This window comes from Pseudarthrobacter kochi, assembly GCF_055412805.1.
This window is the reverse complement of sequence record NZ_JBVAYV010000037.1, coordinates 1-17417: the sequence shown is the minus strand read 5'-3', so window position 1 is coordinate 17417 and position 17417 is coordinate 1. Positions and strand designations below refer to the sequence as shown.

Sequence of the window (17417 nt, the reverse complement as noted above, 5' to 3'; positions counted from 1 at the left end):
GGCTCCTTTTCAGCTCGCCTGCAGCCGGGACTGACACGTCTTCGCGGCACGGTCGCTGAAACCAGCGTGCTACTGAGGGGAAACACCATGGGAACTCTGAAACTTCGACGCCGTCGAACGGCCCTGGCTGCCGGTCTCGCCGCCCTGGCAATGGCAGCAGGTCTGGCAGCGGCCCCGGCGCAGGCCGTGGACAAGACCAAGTACATCGCGCTCGGCGACTCCTACGCCGCGGGCCAGGGCGCCGGTGAGTACAAGAACGATACTTGTTACCGCAGCGAGAACAGCTATGCCGAGCTCGCGGCTGATACCAAGGCCATCAAGCTGGTCACGAACGCGGCCTGCAGCGGCAAGACGACGCAGGATGTCGTGAACACACAGCTGCTCCAGCTGAACAAGACCACACGGCTGGTCACCATCACCGCCGGCGGCAACAACCTCGGGTTCGGGGACATCGTTACCAACTGCGGCTCTGCCAATCCCGATCTTGCTCCGGCGTGTGCTCGAGCCACCGCTACCGCGATGGACTTGCTCGTCAGCGGACAGCTGGGCCGTGATGTGGCCGCGATGATCCGGAGCGTGCAGGCGGCCGCGCCCAACGCCAAGATTGTGGTGACCGGCTACCCCTACCTCTTCGACCCGCTCCCCGCCGGCCAGACCGATTCGATGTCCCAATTCATCTACCAGGCCACCTTCCTGGCTGACCAACTGAACGAGAAAATCGCCGACGCCGCCGGGGCCACCAACACCCAGGACCACCGGGTGCAGTACGTCGACGTCCGGACCGAGTTCGCCGGCCACGGCATTCTCTCACCCGACGACCCGTGGATTAACGGCGTCACCGGTAACGCAGATAGCTTCCACCCGAACGCCAAGGGCTATCAGGCGTACTACACAGCACTGAGCGCCGCACAGGCCTACACGGCACCCTAGCGCCGCTTGGCCAGCCGGGACTCCAGTGCGTTCCGGACCATCGGCCACTCGTGTTCCAGGATGGAGTACACCACGGTGTCCCGCAACGCGCCATCAGCACTGCGGGTGTGGCTGCGGAGCACTCCGTCCTGCTTGGCGCCCAGCCGGGCGATCGCCTCGCGGGACTGGTGGTTGAGCCAGTGCGTCCGGAACTCGACGGCGGGGCAGCCCAGCGTTTCGAAGGCGTGCCGCAGCAGCAGCAACTTGGAATCCGCGTTGCTGCCGCTGCCGTGTGAGGACGCGGCGTTCCAGGTGGAGCCGATCTCCACCCGGGGCGTGGCGGCGTCGATGTTCATGTAGGTGGTCATGCCGATCACCTTGCCAGGCGAGCCGGTGGCGGTATCGACCAGCCGGGTGGCGAAGGGCAGCATGGAGCCGCTCGCCTGCAGCGCGAGCCGCCGGTCGATCTCCTCGGCCATCTGTTCCGGCGCCGGGACGCCGGTGTACCAGAGCTTCCAGAGTTCGCCGTCGCGGACGGCCTCCACCAACCCGTCATGGTGGTCCGGGGTCAGCGGCTCCAATACGACGAAGACACCGCTCAGCGTGATGGGTTCAAAGGATGTCACGGCACAATCCTAGGGGCACACTCGTCCGGGATTGCGGTCCGCCCCTGTGTTCAACGACGATGTTCTGGTAAGGCTGTTGCCATGATCACCATCGAACGTTCAGTCCGCTCGTCCCTTGATGCCAAAGCGGCATTCGCCTACCTGTCGGCATTTGAACACACCCCGGAATGGGATCCCGGGACCCCCGTCGTGAAGAAACTGTCGACCGGTCCGGTTGCAGTGGGCCACGAATACCATGCGGAAGCGGAGTTCCGCGGGAAGCGCCAAACGCTGATCTACAAGGTGCTGGAACTGAGCGCCCGGCATATCAAACTGCGCGGGGAGAACAATTCCGTGGTCTCCGTGGACACGATCGAGGTGACGCCGGCGGACGCCGGATGCCAAGTCAAGTACACGGCCGAATTCTCCCTCAAGGGGTGGCTCAAGATCGCCGAACCATTCATGAAGCCGGCCTTCCAGTCCCTGGCCGGCCCGGCGATGGCCGGAATCAAGAAAACCCTCGACTCACAGGCTTCGCAGTAACGACTGGCCGGAACAGGAGCATACCGTGACATCCCAGAATCCGGATCCGCTGGAAAACAACCTCACCGGTTTGGAGCCGGGCGGCGGTGTGCCCCCCGGCGAGACGCCGCCTGGGGAGGGCACCTCAGTGGGGCCGCAGGGGCCTCGGATCCGCGAGGACCGGGGCCTGGCCCAATACCTCTGGATCGTAATGATCGCCGTCGTGGTCCTCTTCGTGCTGCTCTTCTTCGTCGGTTATATCGTCGGGATCCTCAACTAGCGGGCCCAATCGAAAACTAGCTGGTCCAGTCGAAGAATCCCTTGCCGGACTTGCGCCCGAGTTCGCCGCGGGCCACCTTGTCGCGCAGGATCTGCGGCGGGGCGAACCGCTCCCCCAGGGTGGAGGCGAGGTATTCGGCGATGCCGAGGCGGACGTCCAGGCCCACGATGTCCGTGGTCCGCAACGGTCCGGTGGGGTGCTTGTAGCCCAGGACCATGGCGTTGTCGATGTCCTCCGCGGACGCCACGCCCTCCTCGACCATCCGCATCGCCTCGAGCGCGATTGCGACCCCGAGCCGTGAAGAGGCGAAGCCCGGGGCGTCATTGACGACGACGGCGGTCTTGCCCAGCGCCTCGACCCAGCCGCGGGCGGCCTGGGCCAGCGGCTCGGAGGTGTGCTCGCCGAGGACAACCTCGATCAGGGTTGACGCCGGGACCGGGTTGAAGAAGTGCAGGCCCAGGAAGTTCTGCGGGCGCGCCAGCTCGCGGGCCAGTGCGTTGACCGAGATGGAGGAGGTGTTGGAGGCGAGGTAGGCGTCGTCGGCCAGGCGTTCCTCGATGCCGCGCAGCGAGGCGACTTTCAGGTCCCAGTCCTCCGGGACGGCCTCGATGACCAGCTGGCGGTCCTTGAAGTCGTCGTAGTCCACCGTCACCGAGAGCCGCGAGACCATTTCGTCCAGGTTGCCGTCCGTGGCGCCGCGCTCGATGCTCTTGGCCGCCGCCGATTCCACCCGTTCGCGGGCGGCCTCGGCTGCTTCCTCATCGCGCTCGACGACGAGGACGTTGGCGCCGTTGATCAGGAAGGCGTGCGCGATGCCGGCGCCCATCCGGCCGCCGCCCAGCACCCCGACAGAGTCGGGCAGGTTCGCGGGGAGTGTGGAGTTGCTCATGGTCAGTTCTTCTTCCGGTCTGGATCCTGCTCGGACTTCTTGGCAGCCTTCTTAGCTGTCTTCTTATCCAAGAATGACTGCATGCGGTCAAACTTCGCCTGGGATTCAAAGAGGATTCCCTGCGCCAGCTCATCAATCAGGGGATGTGCCTCGGCGGGCGCGTGGAACACCGACTTGGTGATCCGGACCGCGAGCGGATCCTGGCCGGCGATCCTGTCGGCCAGGGCGTGGGCCGCGGCCATCAGCCCGGGGGCCTCGTGGATCTCGGTGATGAGGTTCACTGCGAGGGCCCGCTCGGCGCGCAGCACCGTGCCGGCCAGCAGGATCTCCTTGGCCACCGGCTCCCCGACGAGCTCTTTCAGGCGCCAGCTCGCACCGGCGGCAGCCAGGATGCCCAGGCCGGTCTCCGGGTTGCCGATCCGCACCGAGGGGGTACCGATCCGGAAGTCCGCGGCGTAGGCCAGTTCGGCGCCGCCGCCCAGGCAGAAACCGTCGAGGGCCGCAATGACCGGCATCGGAAGCTTGGCGATCCGCACGAAAATGGTGGAGTTGATGCCCCGCAGGGCATCGTCGCGGCGGCGTTCGCGCAGCTGCCCGATGTCCGCGCCGGAGGCAAAGATGCCCTCGGTGCCGGCAATGATCAGCACCTTCGGGGTCTGCTCCAGCGCGGCGCAGACCGCGTGCAGCTCGTCGACCATCTGCTGGTCGATCGCGTTGCGGACCTCGGGCCGGTTCAGGAGCACCACCAGCCGGTCCTCGCGCTCCTCGACCTTCAGCGTGCTGAAATCCTGCGGGTTGAGACCCGTCGCGGCCGCCACTACACGCGCTCCAGCAGCATCGCGGTGCCCTGGCCGACGCCGATGCACATGGTCGCGAGGCCGATCCGGGCGTCCTCGCGCTCCATCCGGCCCAGCAGGGTGATCGCGAGCCGCGAGCCGGACGAACCCAGCGGGTGCCCCAGGGAGATCGCGCCGCCGTCGCGGTTTACGATCCCGGGGTCCAGGCCGAGCCGGCGCATGGTCGCGAGCGACTGGGTGGCGAAGGCTTCGTTGAGTTCGACGGCGCCGAGGTCACCGACGCTCAGGCCGGTCCGGGCGAGCACCTTCCGGGTGGCCGGGACGGGGCCGATGCCCATGATTTCGGGTTCGCAGCCGGCGGAGGCACCGTCGATGATCCGGGCACGCGGGGTGAGGCCGAGCCGCTCGATGGCCGCCTCCGAGGCGACGATGATGGCGGAGGCGCCGTCGTTGAGGGTGGAGGAGTTGCCGGCCGTGACCACCGAGCCGCCGGCGACGACGGGGCGCAGGGCTGCCAGGACGTCCATCGTGGTGCCGGCACGGGGGCCCTCGTCGGTGTCGACGACGGTTTCGCCCTTGCGGGTCTTGACCGTGACCGGGACGATCTCGTCGGCGAAGCGGCCGGCGGCGATGGCCGCGAGCGAGCGTTCGTGCGAGCGGACGGCGAAGGCGTCGGCGTCCTCACGGGTGATCCCGTCCACGCGGGCGACTTCCTCTGCCGTTTCCGGCATGGAGTAGGTCATCTTCCCGCCGCGGGACAGCTCACCCTTCTGGAACAGCGGGTTCACGAAGCGCCACCCGATGGAGGTGTCGAAGATCTGTCCGGGCTTCGCGAAGGCGGTCTGCGGCTTCTCCTGGACCCAGGGGGCGCGGCTCATGGATTCGACGCCGCCGGCGATCACGATGTCCGCGGCCCCGGACTTGATCATCTGGCTGGCCATGATGATGGCGCTCAGCCCGGAGGCGCAGAGCCGGTTCACGGTGATGCCTGGGATGTGCAGCGGCAATCCGGCCAGGACGGTGGCCATCCGGGCGACGTTGCGGTTTTCCTCGCCGGCGCCGTTGGCGTTGCCCAAGATGACCTCGTCGATGCTGTCCGGGTCCAGCCCGGCCCGGGCCACAGCCTCGCGGACCACCAGGGCAGCCAGGTCATCGGGGCGGACCGCGGAAAGTGCCCCGCCGTACCGGCCCACCGCAGTGCGGGCACCGCCTACGAGAAATGCCTGTGGTCCTGCAACTGCTGATGCCATGGGTACACCCTTCACGCGATAAACGGCACTGTCATCGAAAAAAACACTCATCGGCGGCGGCCACTGCGTTCGACCCGCTAGTGCGCCAATTTACCGACCGTTCGTTCTATAAAGATTACACGGCGCGGCAAGGGGGTCAATGAAGGCCCCGCAGGATTACGCGACGACGACGCCGAGGTGGCTCGCCATCAGCGGGGCCAGCAGGCCCAGCTGGTAGTCGTCGATGACGAGGCCTGCGAGGCTTTCGAGCCCGCTGATGGCGCGGAAGTCCGTGCCCCGGATGTCAAAGTCCTTGAGTCGGGCCCCGGCTACGTCGAGGGTGCCGATGGTGCAGTTCTTCAGCGCCACCCGCGTCGCCGCACAGGAGCCCAGGTCCAGCTCGTTGATGATGCAGTCGCTGATCTGCACGTCCGTGAGCTTGGAACCGCGGAGGTTCACGTAGTCGAGCTTGCCGCCGTCGATCCGCACGGACTGCCAGCCGCTTTCATAGAGTTCCGCGGAACCCCAGCGGGGGTTGCCGATCTCGACGTCGCGCAGCGTGCTCCGGGCCGCCATGAACACGGGCGCGTACAGCTCCGCGAGGATGCAGTCCCGGAACGAGACGCCCCGCAGCTGGGCCTCGTTGAAGGAAACCCCCTGGAACTCGCACTCAGCGAAGTCGGTGCCGCCAAGTTCCAGCCCGTCAGCGGACGCCTTGCTGTACCGGACGCCGTCGTACCGCTCGCCGGACTGGAAATCAGGGGACGGGTCCTCCCGAAGGTCCGCCAGCCGGACCGGGCTGAGCCGCGGCGCAGTCACTTTGGGCATCTTCGGCCCAGCGGTGCCGCGCGCCATCAGAGCGACTCGGCCCGGGCCGCGATTTCCGCCAGGTCCTTGGCGAGGGCCTTCCGGGTGATGCGCATGCCCAGTTTTCCAAAGAGCGCCATCGCCAGTTTGCTCGTCCGGGAGGGATTCAGGATTTCGGCGCCGAAGGTCAGCGTCAGGTCCGTGCCGCCGTCGCGGTCGGCCAGCGCGAAGCGGGTGGTGTAGTCGGTCCGGCCCTGCACCGCCTTCACCGTTGTGCTCCGGGGCGGGTCGGCCTGGGACACCCACATTTCCACCGTTTCCGACCGGCCCATCATGGTGCGGGTTTCCTTCCAGCGCGTACCCTCGCCGTACGGGCCGTCGGACAGCATCTGGATCGAATCAATGCCGGACAGGGTTGCGGCCGAACCGGGGATGTCGGAAATGACCGCCCACACCTTGTCCGCCGGCGCGTTGACATGCTGGGTCAGACTGGTTTTGTGGTCCATAGCATCGAGCCTAGCCCGGCCTCACGGCAGATTTCATCCCTGCGGCGCAGGATGCCCTCTTGAATTACTAAGCATGCTTTGTGTTATGGTGAATGAACGTTGAATTTCAACCGGAAACGAGAGGTGGTTCACACCATGGGTATCGGAGACAAGATTCAGAACGAAGCCGAGCACCTCGGTGGCAAGGCCAAGGAAGCTACTGGCAACGCCACGAACAACGACGAGCTTCGCGCCGAGGGCCAGAAGGACCAGGTTGTAGCCGACGCAAAGAAGGTCGGCGAGAACGTCAAGGACGCCTTCAAGAAGGACTAGTCCTTTCGAATAGCCGGCGGCGGACATTCCTTTGGGGGATGGCCGCCGCCGTTTTTGTGCGCCCGGGCGGATACGACCCCTGAGCACGGGTCCCCGCAGGCCCGCGATTCGCCACAAATGGCCGCTATGCCACCCCGGATAGCGGCCATCTTCGTCAACTCGATGCGAAACTGGCGCGACTGTAGCCCGGAGAGAAGTTAGCGCACCCCTCTGCACCCGCCGCACCTTTCATATCCCCAGCCTCGGGCCGAATCCGTCGGAAGCGGCTCCCGAACCCGCGATTCGCCACAAATGGCCGCTATGCCACCCCGGATAGCGGCCATCTTCGTCAACTCGATGCGGCCTCGGCGCAGAGTCCGCGCCACGAACACCGTCGAGCGCCGCCAAGGAATGCCGCGGCCGCACCTTAAGCGAAACGACGGCGGGCCCCCGCACTGGAGGCCCGCCGTCGTCGTCCGCTTGGATGTTGCCTGGAGCGGCTAGTTGAAGAGCGCGTTCGTCGGTTCGTTGTTCTTGACCTTCTGCCAGCCAAGCCACAGCACGAGCGCGAAGAACGGGATGGTCGCCAGGGTCCAGAGTCCGAGGTGGAACACTTCACCGGTCTTGCTGGTCATGGTGTCGAAACCGATGAGCACCGTGATGACGAGCAGGGAAATCAGGCCGGCCCAGCTGGCCCGGGTTCCACCCGGCGCGGGCAGGGACGTGACCTTGCCCTTGGTTTTGCGCAGCGCGATCTGGCTGGCGAAGATGGCGCCCCACGTGAAGATCACGCCGATCGATGCGGAGTTCAGCGCGAGGTCGAAGGCGTGCGAGCCGCCGAGCCAGATGTTCAGCAGGATGCCCACGAGGTAGACGCCGCCGATGGCCAGGATGGCGGCATAGGGCACGTGGCTCTTCGACATCTTGGTCAGCCAATGCGGAGCATGTCCATTGTTGGCCATGGTGCGGAAGACCCGGCCGATCGAGTACAGGCCCGAGTTGCAGGAGGACAGCGCGGCGGTGATGACGATCATGTTCATGACATCGCCCATCCAGCCGAGGCCCATCTGCCCGAACACGGTGACGAACGGCGAGGTGCCCGCCACGTACTGGTCCGAGGGAAGCAACATGGCCAGGAGGGTGACGGAACCGACGTAGAAGACCACGATGCGGAAAACGACGGCGCGGATTGCCTTGGGCACTTCCTTGGCCGGATCCTGCATCTCACCGGCGGTGATGCCGACGAGCTCAATGCCGTTGTAGGCGAAGATCACGGCGTTCAGGACCAGGATCATGACCAGCGCGCCCTTGGGGAACATTCCGCCTTCGGCCGCGAAGAGGTTGTTGACCGACGCGTGGCCGGGGCCCACCTGGGCGTTGGTGACCACCATGAAGGTGCCCACGGCCAGGAAGATGAGGATGGCGCCGACCTTGAGGACGGAGGCCCAGAATTCGAATTCGCCAAACACCTTGACGCTCAGGAGGTTGACGCCCACCAGCAGCAGCAGCGCCGCGATGGCGGTGAGCTCAACCGGCACGTTGGGGAAGAAGAACTGGAAGTACAGCCCGATCGCGATGAGCTCGGCAATGCCGGTCATGGCCCAGTTGATGAAGTACATCCAGCCGGACAGGTAAGCGCCCTTCTTGCCGAACATTTCGCCGGCGTAGCTGACGAAGGAGCCCGACGTCTGGCGGTACATGATGAGCTCACCCAGGGCGCGCATCAGCAGGTAAGCGATGACGCCGGCGATGGCGTAGGAGAAGATGAGTGCGGGTCCGGTGGAGGCCAGCCGTCCGCCGGCACCCATGAACAGGCCGACGCCGATGGCGCCACCCATCGCGATCATGGTGACCTGGCGACCGCTCAGGGACTTCTGGTAGCCCTCGGCGCTGAGAGTGGAGTCGACGACGGCGGATTGCGCCGTCGGGCTCTTAAGTTCTGTGGGGGTATGTGATGGCACAGCTGATTCCTTGTAGGTCGAGGTATGGCCGGGAAGGGACCGTGGGTTCAAGTACACAAAATTCGGGCCTGAGCCCTTCGCAGGGACCAAGACATGTACCGAACCTCACAAGCGTCGAAGTTCGCGCGGCTCATCTATCGTACTAGCATTCAGGACCCAGAAGTGACGGGGGCAACACCCCTCGGGCATTTCCACTAATTATTGATGCCGGAATCGCCGAATTACCGAATGATGTTCGATTTTTGCCCGCCAAGTCCCGGCACGTCCGTCCGTTAGGCCAGGGCGCCGTCGCGCATGGCGTACCGGAGCCAGTTCCCGGCCTTGGCCCCGTGCCCGGCGCGGTTCCCGGTGCTGTCTTGAAGGGCGCAAGTGCTGAACCACTCCCCGAGCGCGCGGTCGTGGCTGACCAGGACCAGCGTCCCTGCGAAGTCCGAAAGGGCTGTTTCGAGCTGTTCCACCAGCACGGGCGCCAGATGGTTGGTGGGCTCATCCACGAGCATCGTTCCGTACCCGCCCAGGAGGAGGCGGGCGAGCGCCAGCCTGCGTTGTTGCCCTGCGGAAAGGCTTCCTACCGGGACGTGGAATTCGCTGGTCCGGAAGAGCCCGAGCCGGAGCAGCGCCTCGGCGTGCTCATCGATGTTGCCGCCCAGGCCCGCGGCGAAAGCCGGCAAGAGACGCAGCCCCGGGCGCTGCGGGAGCTCCAGTTCCTGCTGCAGGTATCCGATCCGGCCGTGCCGCACTACGGTGCCTTTGGCCGGTTCCAGCGTGCCCGCGAGGACGGCGAGCAGCGTGGACTTGCCGGCACCATTGGGACCGGTGATGAGGATCTTCTGGCCCGCCTCCACCCTGAGGTCCGTCGGTTCCAGGCGCCCGGGCACCGTCACTCCCGTCGCTTCGAGAGCGGGACCCGCCGCAACGTCCGCCCGCAGCTCCGTCGCCAGTTTCAGGGGCACCGGCGGACGGTCGATGGGGTTTGCCTCCAGCCGGCGGAGACGCTCCTGGGCGTTGCGGACCTTGCTGGTGGCTGCTTTTTGCCACGTGCCGGCTTTGAAGTCGAACCCCATTTTGTCGTTGTCGCGCTGGCGGGCGTAGCCCATCGTCCCCGCGACGGTGTCCGCCTGGAGCCGTTCGGCCGCCATCGAGTCCAGCCACCCGTGGTACTGCTGCGCCCAGCGCTGGCGCTCGGCCGCCTTCTCCCGCAGGTAGCCCTCGTAGCCGTTGCCGTACCGGTTGACCGTAAGGCGTTCGGCATCGACTTCAATCACGGTTGATGCCACTTTGCGCAACAGGACGCGGTCATGGGAGACCACCACCACGGTTCCTCGGTGCGCGGCCAGCCGCGCCTCCAGCCAGGCCGTGCCGCTGGCGTCAAGGTGGTTTGTGGGTTCGTCCAGGAGGAGGATGTCCGCGGGATCGGCCAGCACGCAGGCCAGTGCCACGCGTTCCTGCTCCCCGCCGGAGAGCGAGCCCAGGGTCCGCGTCCGGTCCAGTCCGCCGAGGCCAAGCCGGTCCAGCGCCGCCTCCACCCGGGATTCCGCGGCATAGCCTTCCCTGAGTTGGTACTGCGTCTGCAGGTTTCCGTAGCGTTCCAGTTCATCTGCTTCCGCTCCGGCCAGCCCGTCTTCCAGACGCTCCAGCTCGGCCTCCATTTCGCGGAGCGATTCCAGCGCGGCATCGATCGCGTTGCTCACGGTGAACGCATCAGGCAGGCCCAGGGTCTGGGCAAGATATCCCACGCGGCCCTGGCTGACGGCGGTGCCCTCGTCCGGGGCCTCGAGCCCGGCCAAAATCCGGAGCAGCGTGGATTTGCCCGCGCCGTTTTCGCCAACGATCGCCACATGCTCACCGGCTGTGATGGCAATGTCGACGCCGGCAAACAGCTGCCGGTCCCCGTAACCATGGGATACGCCCGAAAGGCGGAGATGTTCGCTCAAGGAGTCCTTGCAAGTAGGTGCCGGCCTGCCCGGCGGCGGCCGGCGGCGTCGTGCGGCGTCAAGTATGACACCGCCGGCCAGGGCTGAGGTACTGGGACGGCGGGGATGATCGGTTGTGCTTGACTCTGCCGTCCCGCCACGGCGCTAGGCTGGTGGCATGGGCACCGCTCTCCGCACACCAGCACCGCGGCCGGAACTGTACAGGTTCTCGCGGCTCGACTACCTCACGGCAGGCCTCTATGTAGCTGTCGCTGCTTTTTTCGCTGTGGCTGGCGGACTGCTGGTCCCGCTGATGCTCCAGTTGTCGCCTAACCCGGCGGTGGCATCCTACTCCGTCAACCTGATCTTCTACGGTAGCATCGGGATCCTGGCCCTGGCCGCCGCCCGGCACGTCGCCGCGCGGGACCTCAGGGTCCTCGCAACACGGCCGTGGTTCACCCTGCTTATGGTCCCCCTCGCCGTTGTGGCCATGATGATCCTCACCGCGGTCCTCGTCTCAATCACCGGAACGCCGCAGACGTCCGCCAACCAGGCAGGCCTGCAGGCGCTCATGCAGCAGGTACCGGCCTGGCTGATGGTGCCGCTGCTGGTGATCGTGGGGCCCTTTGTGGAGGAGTACATCTTCCGCCACCTCCTGATCGGCAAGCTCAGCCGGCGGGTCAACCTCTGGGTGTGCTGTGGCTTGTCCGTCGTGTTGTTCGCGGCCCTGCATATCGTCGGCCAGGAGAACCTGACCCTTCCGGTCCTCATGCCCTATCTCGCGATGGGCGCCGTCCTGGTGTTTGTCTACGTCTGGACCGGCAAGAATGTGATGTTCTCCTACTTCGTGCACGCCTCAAAAAACCTGCTGGCGGTCATCTTCATCTACGCCATCCCGCCGGATGTGATGGAGCAGCTGCAGAAGGTCCAGGGCTAGGACGGGCACCGCTGCCCCCTACCGCCGCGGGCGCCGACGTCGTAGTTTCTATCCATGACCCTGAACATCCAGATCGCCGTCGACTGCCGGAACCCGCATGAACTCGCCGACTGGTGGGCAGAAACCCTCGAGTGGGCCGTGGAGCCGCAGGACGAGGCCTTCATCCGCTCCATGATCGAGCAGGGGTTCGCCACGGATGCGCAAACCAAGGTGCACCACGACAAACTCGTCTGGAGTACCGGCGCCGCCATCCGGCCGCCCGAGGAACTCGAGGCGAAATCGCCCGCCCGCCGCATCCTGTTCCAGACGGTCCCGGAAGAAAAAACCGTCAAAAACCGGGTCCATTGGGACGTGCGGCTCGCCGGCGCCGACAAGGACAAGGTGCGCACCGCCCTCGAAGCCCGCGGCGCCACCTTCCTCTGGACCGCCAGCGAGGGTCCCCATTCCTGGCACACCATGGCGGACCCGGAAGGCAACGAGTTCTGCATCAGCTGAGGCGATTACTAGACTCGGACTGTGAGCAACAAAATCCCCGCCAAGGTATCCGACGTCTTTGACCCCACCCGCTGGCGCACAGTGACCGGCTTCGACGATTTCCAGGACATGACCTACCACCGGCAGGTGGAGCGTTCCGCGGACGGCACCGTGGTCCGCGACCTGCCGACGGTCCGCATCGCCTTCGACCGGCCCGAGGTGCGGAATGCCTTCCGCCCTAGCACCGTGGACGAGCTGTACCGTGCCATGGACCACGCCCGGATGAGCCCGGACGTGGCCACCGTGCTGCTCACCGGCAACGGCCCCTCCCCCAAAGACGGCGGCCATTCCTTCTGCTCCGGCGGGGACCAGCGGATCCGCGGCCGTGACGGCTACCGGTACGTAGTACAAGACACTGTCGGGGAGACGAGGGAGACCATCGACCCCGCCCGCGCCGGGCGGCTGCACATCCTTGAGGTCCAGCGGCTCATGCGCACCATGCCCAAGGTGGTCATCGCCGTCGTGAACGGCTGGGCGGCAGGCGGCGGGCACTCCCTGCACGTCGTTTCCGACCTCACCATCGCCTCCCGCGAGCACGGCAAGTTCAAACAGACCGACGCCACCGTGGGCAGCTTCGACGCCGGCTACGGCTCCGCGCTGCTGGCCCGCCAGATCGGCCAGAAGGCCGCCCGCGAAATCTTCTTCCTGGCCCGCGAATATTCCGCCGAGGACATGGTCCGGATGGGCGCGGTGAACGAGGCCGTGGACCATGCGCGGCTCGAGGACGTGGCGCTGGAGTACGCCGCCGACATCGCCCGGCAGTCCCCGCAGGCAATCCGGATGCTCAAGTTCGCCTTCAACCTGGCCGACGACGGACTGGCCGGCCAGCAGGTCTTCGCCGGTGAGGCCACCCGCCTGGCCTACATGACCGACGAGGCCGTGGAGGGCAAGGAAGCGTTCCTCGAGAAGCGCGATCCGGACTGGTCCAGCTTCCCGTACTACTTCTAGGGCGGCCCGTGACTGCTGTAAACATCGAGCCCGCCCTCTCCGCGCTGGCCGCTGTCCTCCGCGGTGAGGGCCCCGCCGTCGAACTCTCCGCCGGGCCGGACGATTCCCCGGTTGTGAAGCTGGTCGAAACCCCCGGCGTCGAGGACGCCGCCGTCGTGGTCCGGACCTCCGGCTCCACCGGCACGCCCAAGGCGACCGTGCTGACCCTGGACGCGCTGGCGGCCTCCTCGATGGCCACCGCGCTGGCGCTCAGGGGCGAGGGCCAGTGGCTGCTGGCCCTGCCCGTGCAGTACGTGGCCGGCGTCCAGGTGCTGGTCCGCTCGCTTTTCGCCGGCACCCGCCCGTGGGTGATGGACCTCAGCGGCGGCTTCACCCCCGACGCCTTCACGGCCGCGGCGCTCGAATTGACGGACAAGATCCGTTTCACGTCGCTCGTACCCACCCAGCTGCAGCGGCTGCTGGACTCCCCCTCGGCCGGGACGCTCGCCGCGCTGCGCCGCTTCAACGGGATCCTGCTCGGCGGCGGCCCGGTGCAGCCGGGGCTGCTCGCCGCGGCCCGTGACGCCGGGGTACGGGTCGTGACCACCTACGGCTCGGCCGAGACCTGCGGCGGCTGCGTGTACGACGGCGTCCCGCTCGACGGCGTCGAGGTCCGGGTGGCGGACGACGGACGCATCCTGCTCGGCGGGGCCACCATCGCCGCCGGCTACCTTGATGCCCCGGAACTCAGCGCGGCCGCGTTCGTGGACGACGACGGCATCCGCTGGTACCGGACCAATGACCTCGGCGAGCTCGACGCCGACGGGAAGCTGACCGTTTTGGGCCGGGCCGACGACGTCGTCATCACCGGCGGCGTCAAGGTCTCCGCGGCGCACGTGCAGGCCGAGCTGGAGAAGCTCGACGGCGTGCTGGCCGCCTTCGTCGCCGGCGTACCCTCCGCCGAGTGGGGACAGGCCCTCGCCGCGTACGTCGCGGTGGCGGACAGCTCTGACGCAGGCCTCCGGAACTTCACCGTGGGCGCTGCCTGGGCGCCGGCGTTGGGCCCGCTGGCGCCGAAAACCGTGCTGGCCGCCAGCGAACTGCTGATGCTGCCGAACGGAAAACCGGACCGCCTTGCCATGACGGTTCGGCTCTCCGGGCTGCATCAGGGAAAATAGATAAGCCGGGCACTCCCGGTGCCGTCAAACCAACACGAGGTACTGAAACGTGGCTACAGCCGCTCAATGGATCCAAGGCGCCCGACTGCGCACCCTGCCGGCCGCGATCGCGCCTGTCCTGATCGGCACCGCGGCCGCGCACGAGATGGACGCCTTCCGTCCGCTCAACGCCGTGCTGGCCGCGCTGGTGGCCCTGCTGCTGCAGATTGGCGTGAACTATGCCAACGACTATTCGGACGGCATCCGGGGCACAGATGAGGACCGGGTGGGTCCGCTCCGGCTGGTCGGCTCCCGCGCCGCGAAACCCGAGCACGTAAAGTACGCCGCGTTCGCCGCGTTCGGGCTCGCGATGGTGTTCGGCCTGACCCTGGTCATCCTCGCGCAGACCTGGTGGTTGATCCTGGTGGGCCTGGGCTGCGTCCTGGCCGCCTGGGGCTACACGGGCGGGAAGAATCCCTACGGCTATCTCGGCCTGGGCGACCTGTTCGTCTTTGTGTTCTTCGGTCTGGTCGCCACCCTCGGTACGACCTACACGCAGGCCGGCCAGATCAGCCTCGCGGCCATCATCGGCGCGATCGGCACCGGCCTCATCGCCTGTGCCCTGCTCATGGCCAACAACGTCCGCGACATCCCCACCGACCGGAAGGCCGGAAAGAAGACCTTGGCTGTGCGGCTGGGCGACAAGCATGCCCGGGAAAGCTACGTGCTGATGCTCGCCGTCGCCATCCTGCTGCCGATCATCCTGGCGCCGTCCCGCCCGTGGATGCTGATCGTGCTGCTGCTGATCCCGGCCAGCCTGATGCCGTCCTGGCTGATGATCGCCGGCCGGCGCCGCAAGAGCCTGATTCCGGTGCTCAAACAGACGGGTCTGATCAACCTCGGCTATGCGGTGCTGTTCTCGCTGGGACTCGTGCTGAGCCACGGCTTCTAGGGTCCTGGTCCCGTTGGGGCCTCTCCCGGTCCCGTAGGGGGCAGGGGGCTAGGAGTCCTTCGGGCGCGTGTCCGTGTGTACGGTGATGTCCGGGTGCGCGTCGACCAGGCGGTCTTCGGCGTCGGCGTCGTCCACTTCCCCGGCACTGCGCAGAGGCTTGGCCTTGCCCGAGAACCGCTGGTGGAGCGAGGCTGCGGCGGCGTCGCGCTGCTTCTGGAAGAAGAGGAAGCTGATCGCGAACGCCATCATGCCCGCGCAGAGGACGGCAAGCAGCCATCCGAGCTCGAGGTAGACGAACAGTGCGAACAAAGGCACAAAGAGCGCCAGCCGGATCAGGGAGTATTTCAGGAAATCCACACTCCAAGTTTAGCCGCCGTCGGCCGCCCCGCCCCACCGGGCCGGATCACGCGTGCTGTGGGGACGAGGAGGCGCCGGGAACTCCCCCGACGGCTAAACTGAAAGCATGCTCCTCCGTGTAGTGGTTGCCGTCGCAGTACTCGTTGTCTTTGTCTATGGACTCATCGACGTGATCCGCACTGATGCCCGCCAGACCAAGGGCATTTCGAAGCCTGCCTGGATCGTGGTGCAGATCGTCCTTCCGGTAATTGGAGCCATCCTGTGGTTCCTCATTGGCCGCCCCCGCGGCACCGCCCCAGCGCGCGCCACGTACAGTCACACCATCGCGCCCGACGACGACCCGGACTTCCTGCGCAACCTCGAAGTCCGCCGCCGCAACCAGGCCGAGGCCGACCGGCTCAAGAAACTCAAGGCCGAGCTGGACGCCAAGGAGCGCACCATCGACGACGACAAAGGCACACACGGGTCCGGGTCCGGCGAGGCCCGCGGCAGTGGCGACGCGCAGGGTACCGACGAGGTCAAGTAGTCCAGCCTGCCCGTGCACGGCCGCATGCCCCACCCCGGGGCTCTCCCGGCGTCCCTTCCGCGCACTGTAGCGTCCGACGCACCTTCCTGCCGGTCACAAGACGCACTTCTCCTCCACTCTGTGGATAACCTCGAAGCCCGCTCCTGACGGACGCAGAATGCCTGTATGCGACCTCCCAGTGAGCTTCCCCCGCAGCTTCGAAACCAGCCTTTTACCGTGGCCCAGGCCCGCGCTGCCGGGCTGAGCCGGCGTCGGACCCGGGCTCAGGATCTCATCAACCCCTGCCACGGAGTGCGCACGGCGGCCACCACTCAGGACACTTTGCTGGAACGATTGCGCGCCCTGGCTGTTGTGACCGGCGGCGTCGTGAGCCACCTGTCTGCAGCAGTGCTTTGGGGCTTCCCCCTCCCGCTTTCACTGGAGAACCTGGCTGTCATCCACCTGACGGGTGGTCCAGGCAAACGGGCCGTGCGGTACAAGTATGTCGTCGGCCATCAGCAGTCACTCCAACCGGAGGAGATCGTAGCCGGCGCCAAGGTCACCTGCACCTCCCCGCTGCGGACGTGGTTCGATCTCGCCGGCATTCTGGACCTCGATGACTTGGTGATGGCCGGCGACTTCCTGTTGCGGCGAAGGAATCCGCTGACCACGCTCGATGAGCTGGACGCATACCTCGCCGGGAAAAGGGGAAGGACTGGCTACCGGAGCGCGATGCGCGCCCGGGCATTGATGCGCGCCAACACGGACTCCCCCAAAGAGACCGAGCTCCGGCTGCTGCTGGTTCGCCATGGCCTGCCGGAGCCCGGGGTCAACGTCCCGATCTTCGACGAGAACGGATGCTGGATCCAGGACCCGGATCTGTCCTATCAGCGAGAGAAGGTCGCCATCCAGTACGACGGTGCGCATCACGCGGATCCGGCGCAGCGTCGCAGCGACATCTTCCGAGATGAAAGCGCCAGAGATGCCGGGTGGAGCGTTGTCGTGCTGACACAGCGGGACCTGGACCCGGTCGCACCCGGCATGGAACCGACTGCAGTGACCCGGGTACGGAGGGTGCTGACGGAGCGCGGCTGGACTCCTGAACCGGGCCCGAGCCCACGGCGTAGCGCCCGCGTGGACCCACCTTGAGTATTTGATGCCTTGAGAGCCACCCAATCTTGCGCTTCAGAGCCACCGATCGTGCGGAAGAGAGCCAGTGGTGGTGTGTTTGGGAGCCACTGGCCCTCGACCTCATCGTTAGGCGCTGGCCAGGGCGGTCTGCTCCCTCATGTTGTAGGTGCCGGTGTCGACCCAGGTGGTGTTGTGGATGATGCGGTCC

At 66.5% G+C, this 17417-nt stretch carries 20 protein-coding genes; 11 read left to right on the top strand and 9 right to left on the bottom strand.

From position 1 onward, the window contains the following. Nucleotides 1-87 precede the first annotated feature (87 nt). On the top strand, nt 88-930 hold the full coding sequence (locus ACZY0Y_RS15700; RefSeq protein ID WP_463959009.1) for an SGNH/GDSL hydrolase family protein: 843 nt from the start codon (nt 88-90) through the stop codon (nt 928-930). Here ACZY0Y_RS15700 and ACZY0Y_RS15695 read toward each other — a convergent pair. Next, entirely contained in the window at nt 927-1535 is a 609-nt protein-coding gene (locus ACZY0Y_RS15695; protein ID WP_463959007.1) for a GNAT family N-acetyltransferase, read from the bottom strand. The two genes, ACZY0Y_RS15700 and ACZY0Y_RS15695, sit on opposite strands and share 4 nt — an antisense overlap. Nucleotides 1536-1616: 81 nt before the next feature. Here ACZY0Y_RS15695 and ACZY0Y_RS15690 point away from each other — a divergent pair, with 81 nt between their 5' ends. Both ACZY0Y_RS15690 and ACZY0Y_RS15685 read left to right on the top strand, forming a co-directional pair. Next, a complete protein-coding gene (locus tag ACZY0Y_RS15690) occupies nt 1617-2057 on the top strand; it encodes an SRPBCC family protein (RefSeq protein WP_463885659.1) in 441 nt (146 codons plus the stop codon). A gap of 25 nt (nt 2058-2082) precedes the next feature. Further along, nucleotides 2083-2316, top strand: coding sequence for a DUF6480 family protein (locus ACZY0Y_RS15685; RefSeq protein ID WP_463885661.1), 234 nt, complete (start codon nt 2083-2085; stop codon nt 2314-2316). 16 nt (nt 2317-2332) lie between these two features. Here the strand turns inward: ACZY0Y_RS15685 and ACZY0Y_RS15680 are convergent, their stop codons facing one another. The 5 genes from ACZY0Y_RS15680 to ACZY0Y_RS15660 form a co-directional block, all read right to left on the bottom strand. Next, nucleotides 2333-3205 carry a 3-hydroxyacyl-CoA dehydrogenase family protein gene (locus ACZY0Y_RS15680; RefSeq protein WP_463959005.1) on the bottom strand — a complete coding sequence of 291 codons (873 nt, stop codon included), beginning with the start codon at nt 3203-3205 and terminating at the stop codon, nt 2333-2335. Nucleotides 3206-3207: 2 nt separating this feature from the next. After that, a complete protein-coding gene (locus ACZY0Y_RS15675) occupies nt 3208-4023 on the bottom strand; it encodes an enoyl-CoA hydratase/isomerase family protein (RefSeq protein ID WP_463885665.1) in 816 nt (271 codons plus the stop codon). Beyond that, nucleotides 4023-5252 (bottom strand): thiolase family protein, encoded by a 1230-nt coding sequence (locus tag ACZY0Y_RS15670; protein ID WP_463885667.1) that lies wholly within the window; start codon nt 5250-5252, stop codon nt 4023-4025. The genes ACZY0Y_RS15675 and ACZY0Y_RS15670 overlap by 1 nt, the downstream gene beginning before the upstream one ends. 156 nt (nt 5253-5408) lie before the next feature. After that, nucleotides 5409-6059: a pentapeptide repeat-containing protein gene (locus tag ACZY0Y_RS15665; protein ID WP_463959003.1), complete on the bottom strand. Its 651-nt coding sequence runs from the start codon at nt 6057-6059 to the stop codon at nt 5409-5411. Between the two features lie 26 nt (nt 6060-6085). Further along, a complete protein-coding gene (locus tag ACZY0Y_RS15660; protein WP_463885671.1) occupies nt 6086-6544 on the bottom strand; it encodes an SRPBCC family protein in 459 nt (152 codons plus the stop codon). Nucleotides 6545-6679: 135 nt separating this feature from the next. On the opposite strand from ACZY0Y_RS15660, the gene ACZY0Y_RS15655 reads away from it, so the two are divergent. Continuing rightward, nucleotides 6680-6856: a CsbD family protein gene (locus ACZY0Y_RS15655; protein ID WP_035739049.1), complete on the top strand. Its 177-nt coding sequence runs from the start codon at nt 6680-6682 to the stop codon at nt 6854-6856. Nucleotides 6857-7335: 479 nt separating this feature from the next. Here the strand turns inward: ACZY0Y_RS15655 and ACZY0Y_RS15650 are convergent, their stop codons facing one another. Both ACZY0Y_RS15650 and ACZY0Y_RS15645 read right to left on the bottom strand, forming a co-directional pair. Further along, nucleotides 7336-8796, bottom strand: a complete 1461-nt coding sequence (locus ACZY0Y_RS15650; RefSeq protein WP_463959001.1) for an amino acid permease — start codon at nt 8794-8796, stop codon at nt 7336-7338. A 272-nt stretch (nt 8797-9068) separates the two neighbouring features. Further along, a complete protein-coding gene (locus tag ACZY0Y_RS15645) occupies nt 9069-10730 on the bottom strand; it encodes an ABC-F family ATP-binding cassette domain-containing protein (protein ID WP_463885676.1) in 1662 nt (553 codons plus the stop codon). Between the two features lie 157 nt (nt 10731-10887). On the opposite strand from ACZY0Y_RS15645, the gene ACZY0Y_RS15640 reads away from it, so the two are divergent. The 5 genes from ACZY0Y_RS15640 to ACZY0Y_RS15620 are packed head-to-tail and all read left to right on the top strand — an operon-like array spanning nt 10888 to nt 15216. After that, a complete protein-coding gene (locus tag ACZY0Y_RS15640) occupies nt 10888-11646 on the top strand; it encodes a CPBP family intramembrane glutamic endopeptidase (protein WP_463885678.1) in 759 nt (252 codons plus the stop codon). Nucleotides 11647-11700: 54 nt separating this feature from the next. Next, complete coding sequence (locus ACZY0Y_RS15635; RefSeq protein WP_463885680.1) at nt 11701-12141, top strand: VOC family protein; 441 nt, start codon at nt 11701-11703, stop codon at nt 12139-12141. Nucleotides 12142-12162: 21 nt separating this feature from the next. Beyond that, entirely contained in the window at nt 12163-13128 is a 966-nt protein-coding gene (locus ACZY0Y_RS15630; protein WP_463885681.1) for a 1,4-dihydroxy-2-naphthoyl-CoA synthase, read from the top strand. A gap of 8 nt (nt 13129-13136) precedes the next feature. Next, complete coding sequence (locus ACZY0Y_RS15625) at nt 13137-14285, top strand: AMP-binding protein (RefSeq protein WP_463958999.1); 1149 nt, start codon at nt 13137-13139, stop codon at nt 14283-14285. Nucleotides 14286-14334: 49 nt separating this feature from the next. Then, on the top strand, nt 14335-15216 hold the full coding sequence (locus tag ACZY0Y_RS15620) for a 1,4-dihydroxy-2-naphthoate polyprenyltransferase (RefSeq protein ID WP_463958997.1): 882 nt from the start codon (nt 14335-14337) through the stop codon (nt 15214-15216). Between the two features lie 48 nt (nt 15217-15264). Here the strand turns inward: ACZY0Y_RS15620 and ACZY0Y_RS15615 are convergent, their stop codons facing one another. After that, the gene (locus tag ACZY0Y_RS15615; RefSeq protein WP_160663852.1) at nt 15265-15573 is read right to left on the bottom strand and encodes a DUF4229 domain-containing protein; all 309 of its coding nucleotides are present in this window, start codon (nt 15571-15573) and stop codon (nt 15265-15267) included. 106 nt (nt 15574-15679) lie between these two features. Here ACZY0Y_RS15615 and ACZY0Y_RS15610 point away from each other — a divergent pair, with 106 nt between their 5' ends. Together ACZY0Y_RS15610 and ACZY0Y_RS15605 are read left to right on the top strand one after the other, a co-directional pair. Continuing rightward, complete coding sequence (locus tag ACZY0Y_RS15610; protein WP_463958995.1) at nt 15680-16099, top strand: PLD nuclease N-terminal domain-containing protein; 420 nt, start codon at nt 15680-15682, stop codon at nt 16097-16099. Nucleotides 16100-16264: 165 nt separating this feature from the next. After that, on the top strand, nt 16265-17227 hold the full coding sequence (locus ACZY0Y_RS15605) for a hypothetical protein (RefSeq protein WP_463958994.1): 963 nt from the start codon (nt 16265-16267) through the stop codon (nt 17225-17227). The last annotated feature ends 190 nt before the right edge of the window (nt 17228-17417 follow it).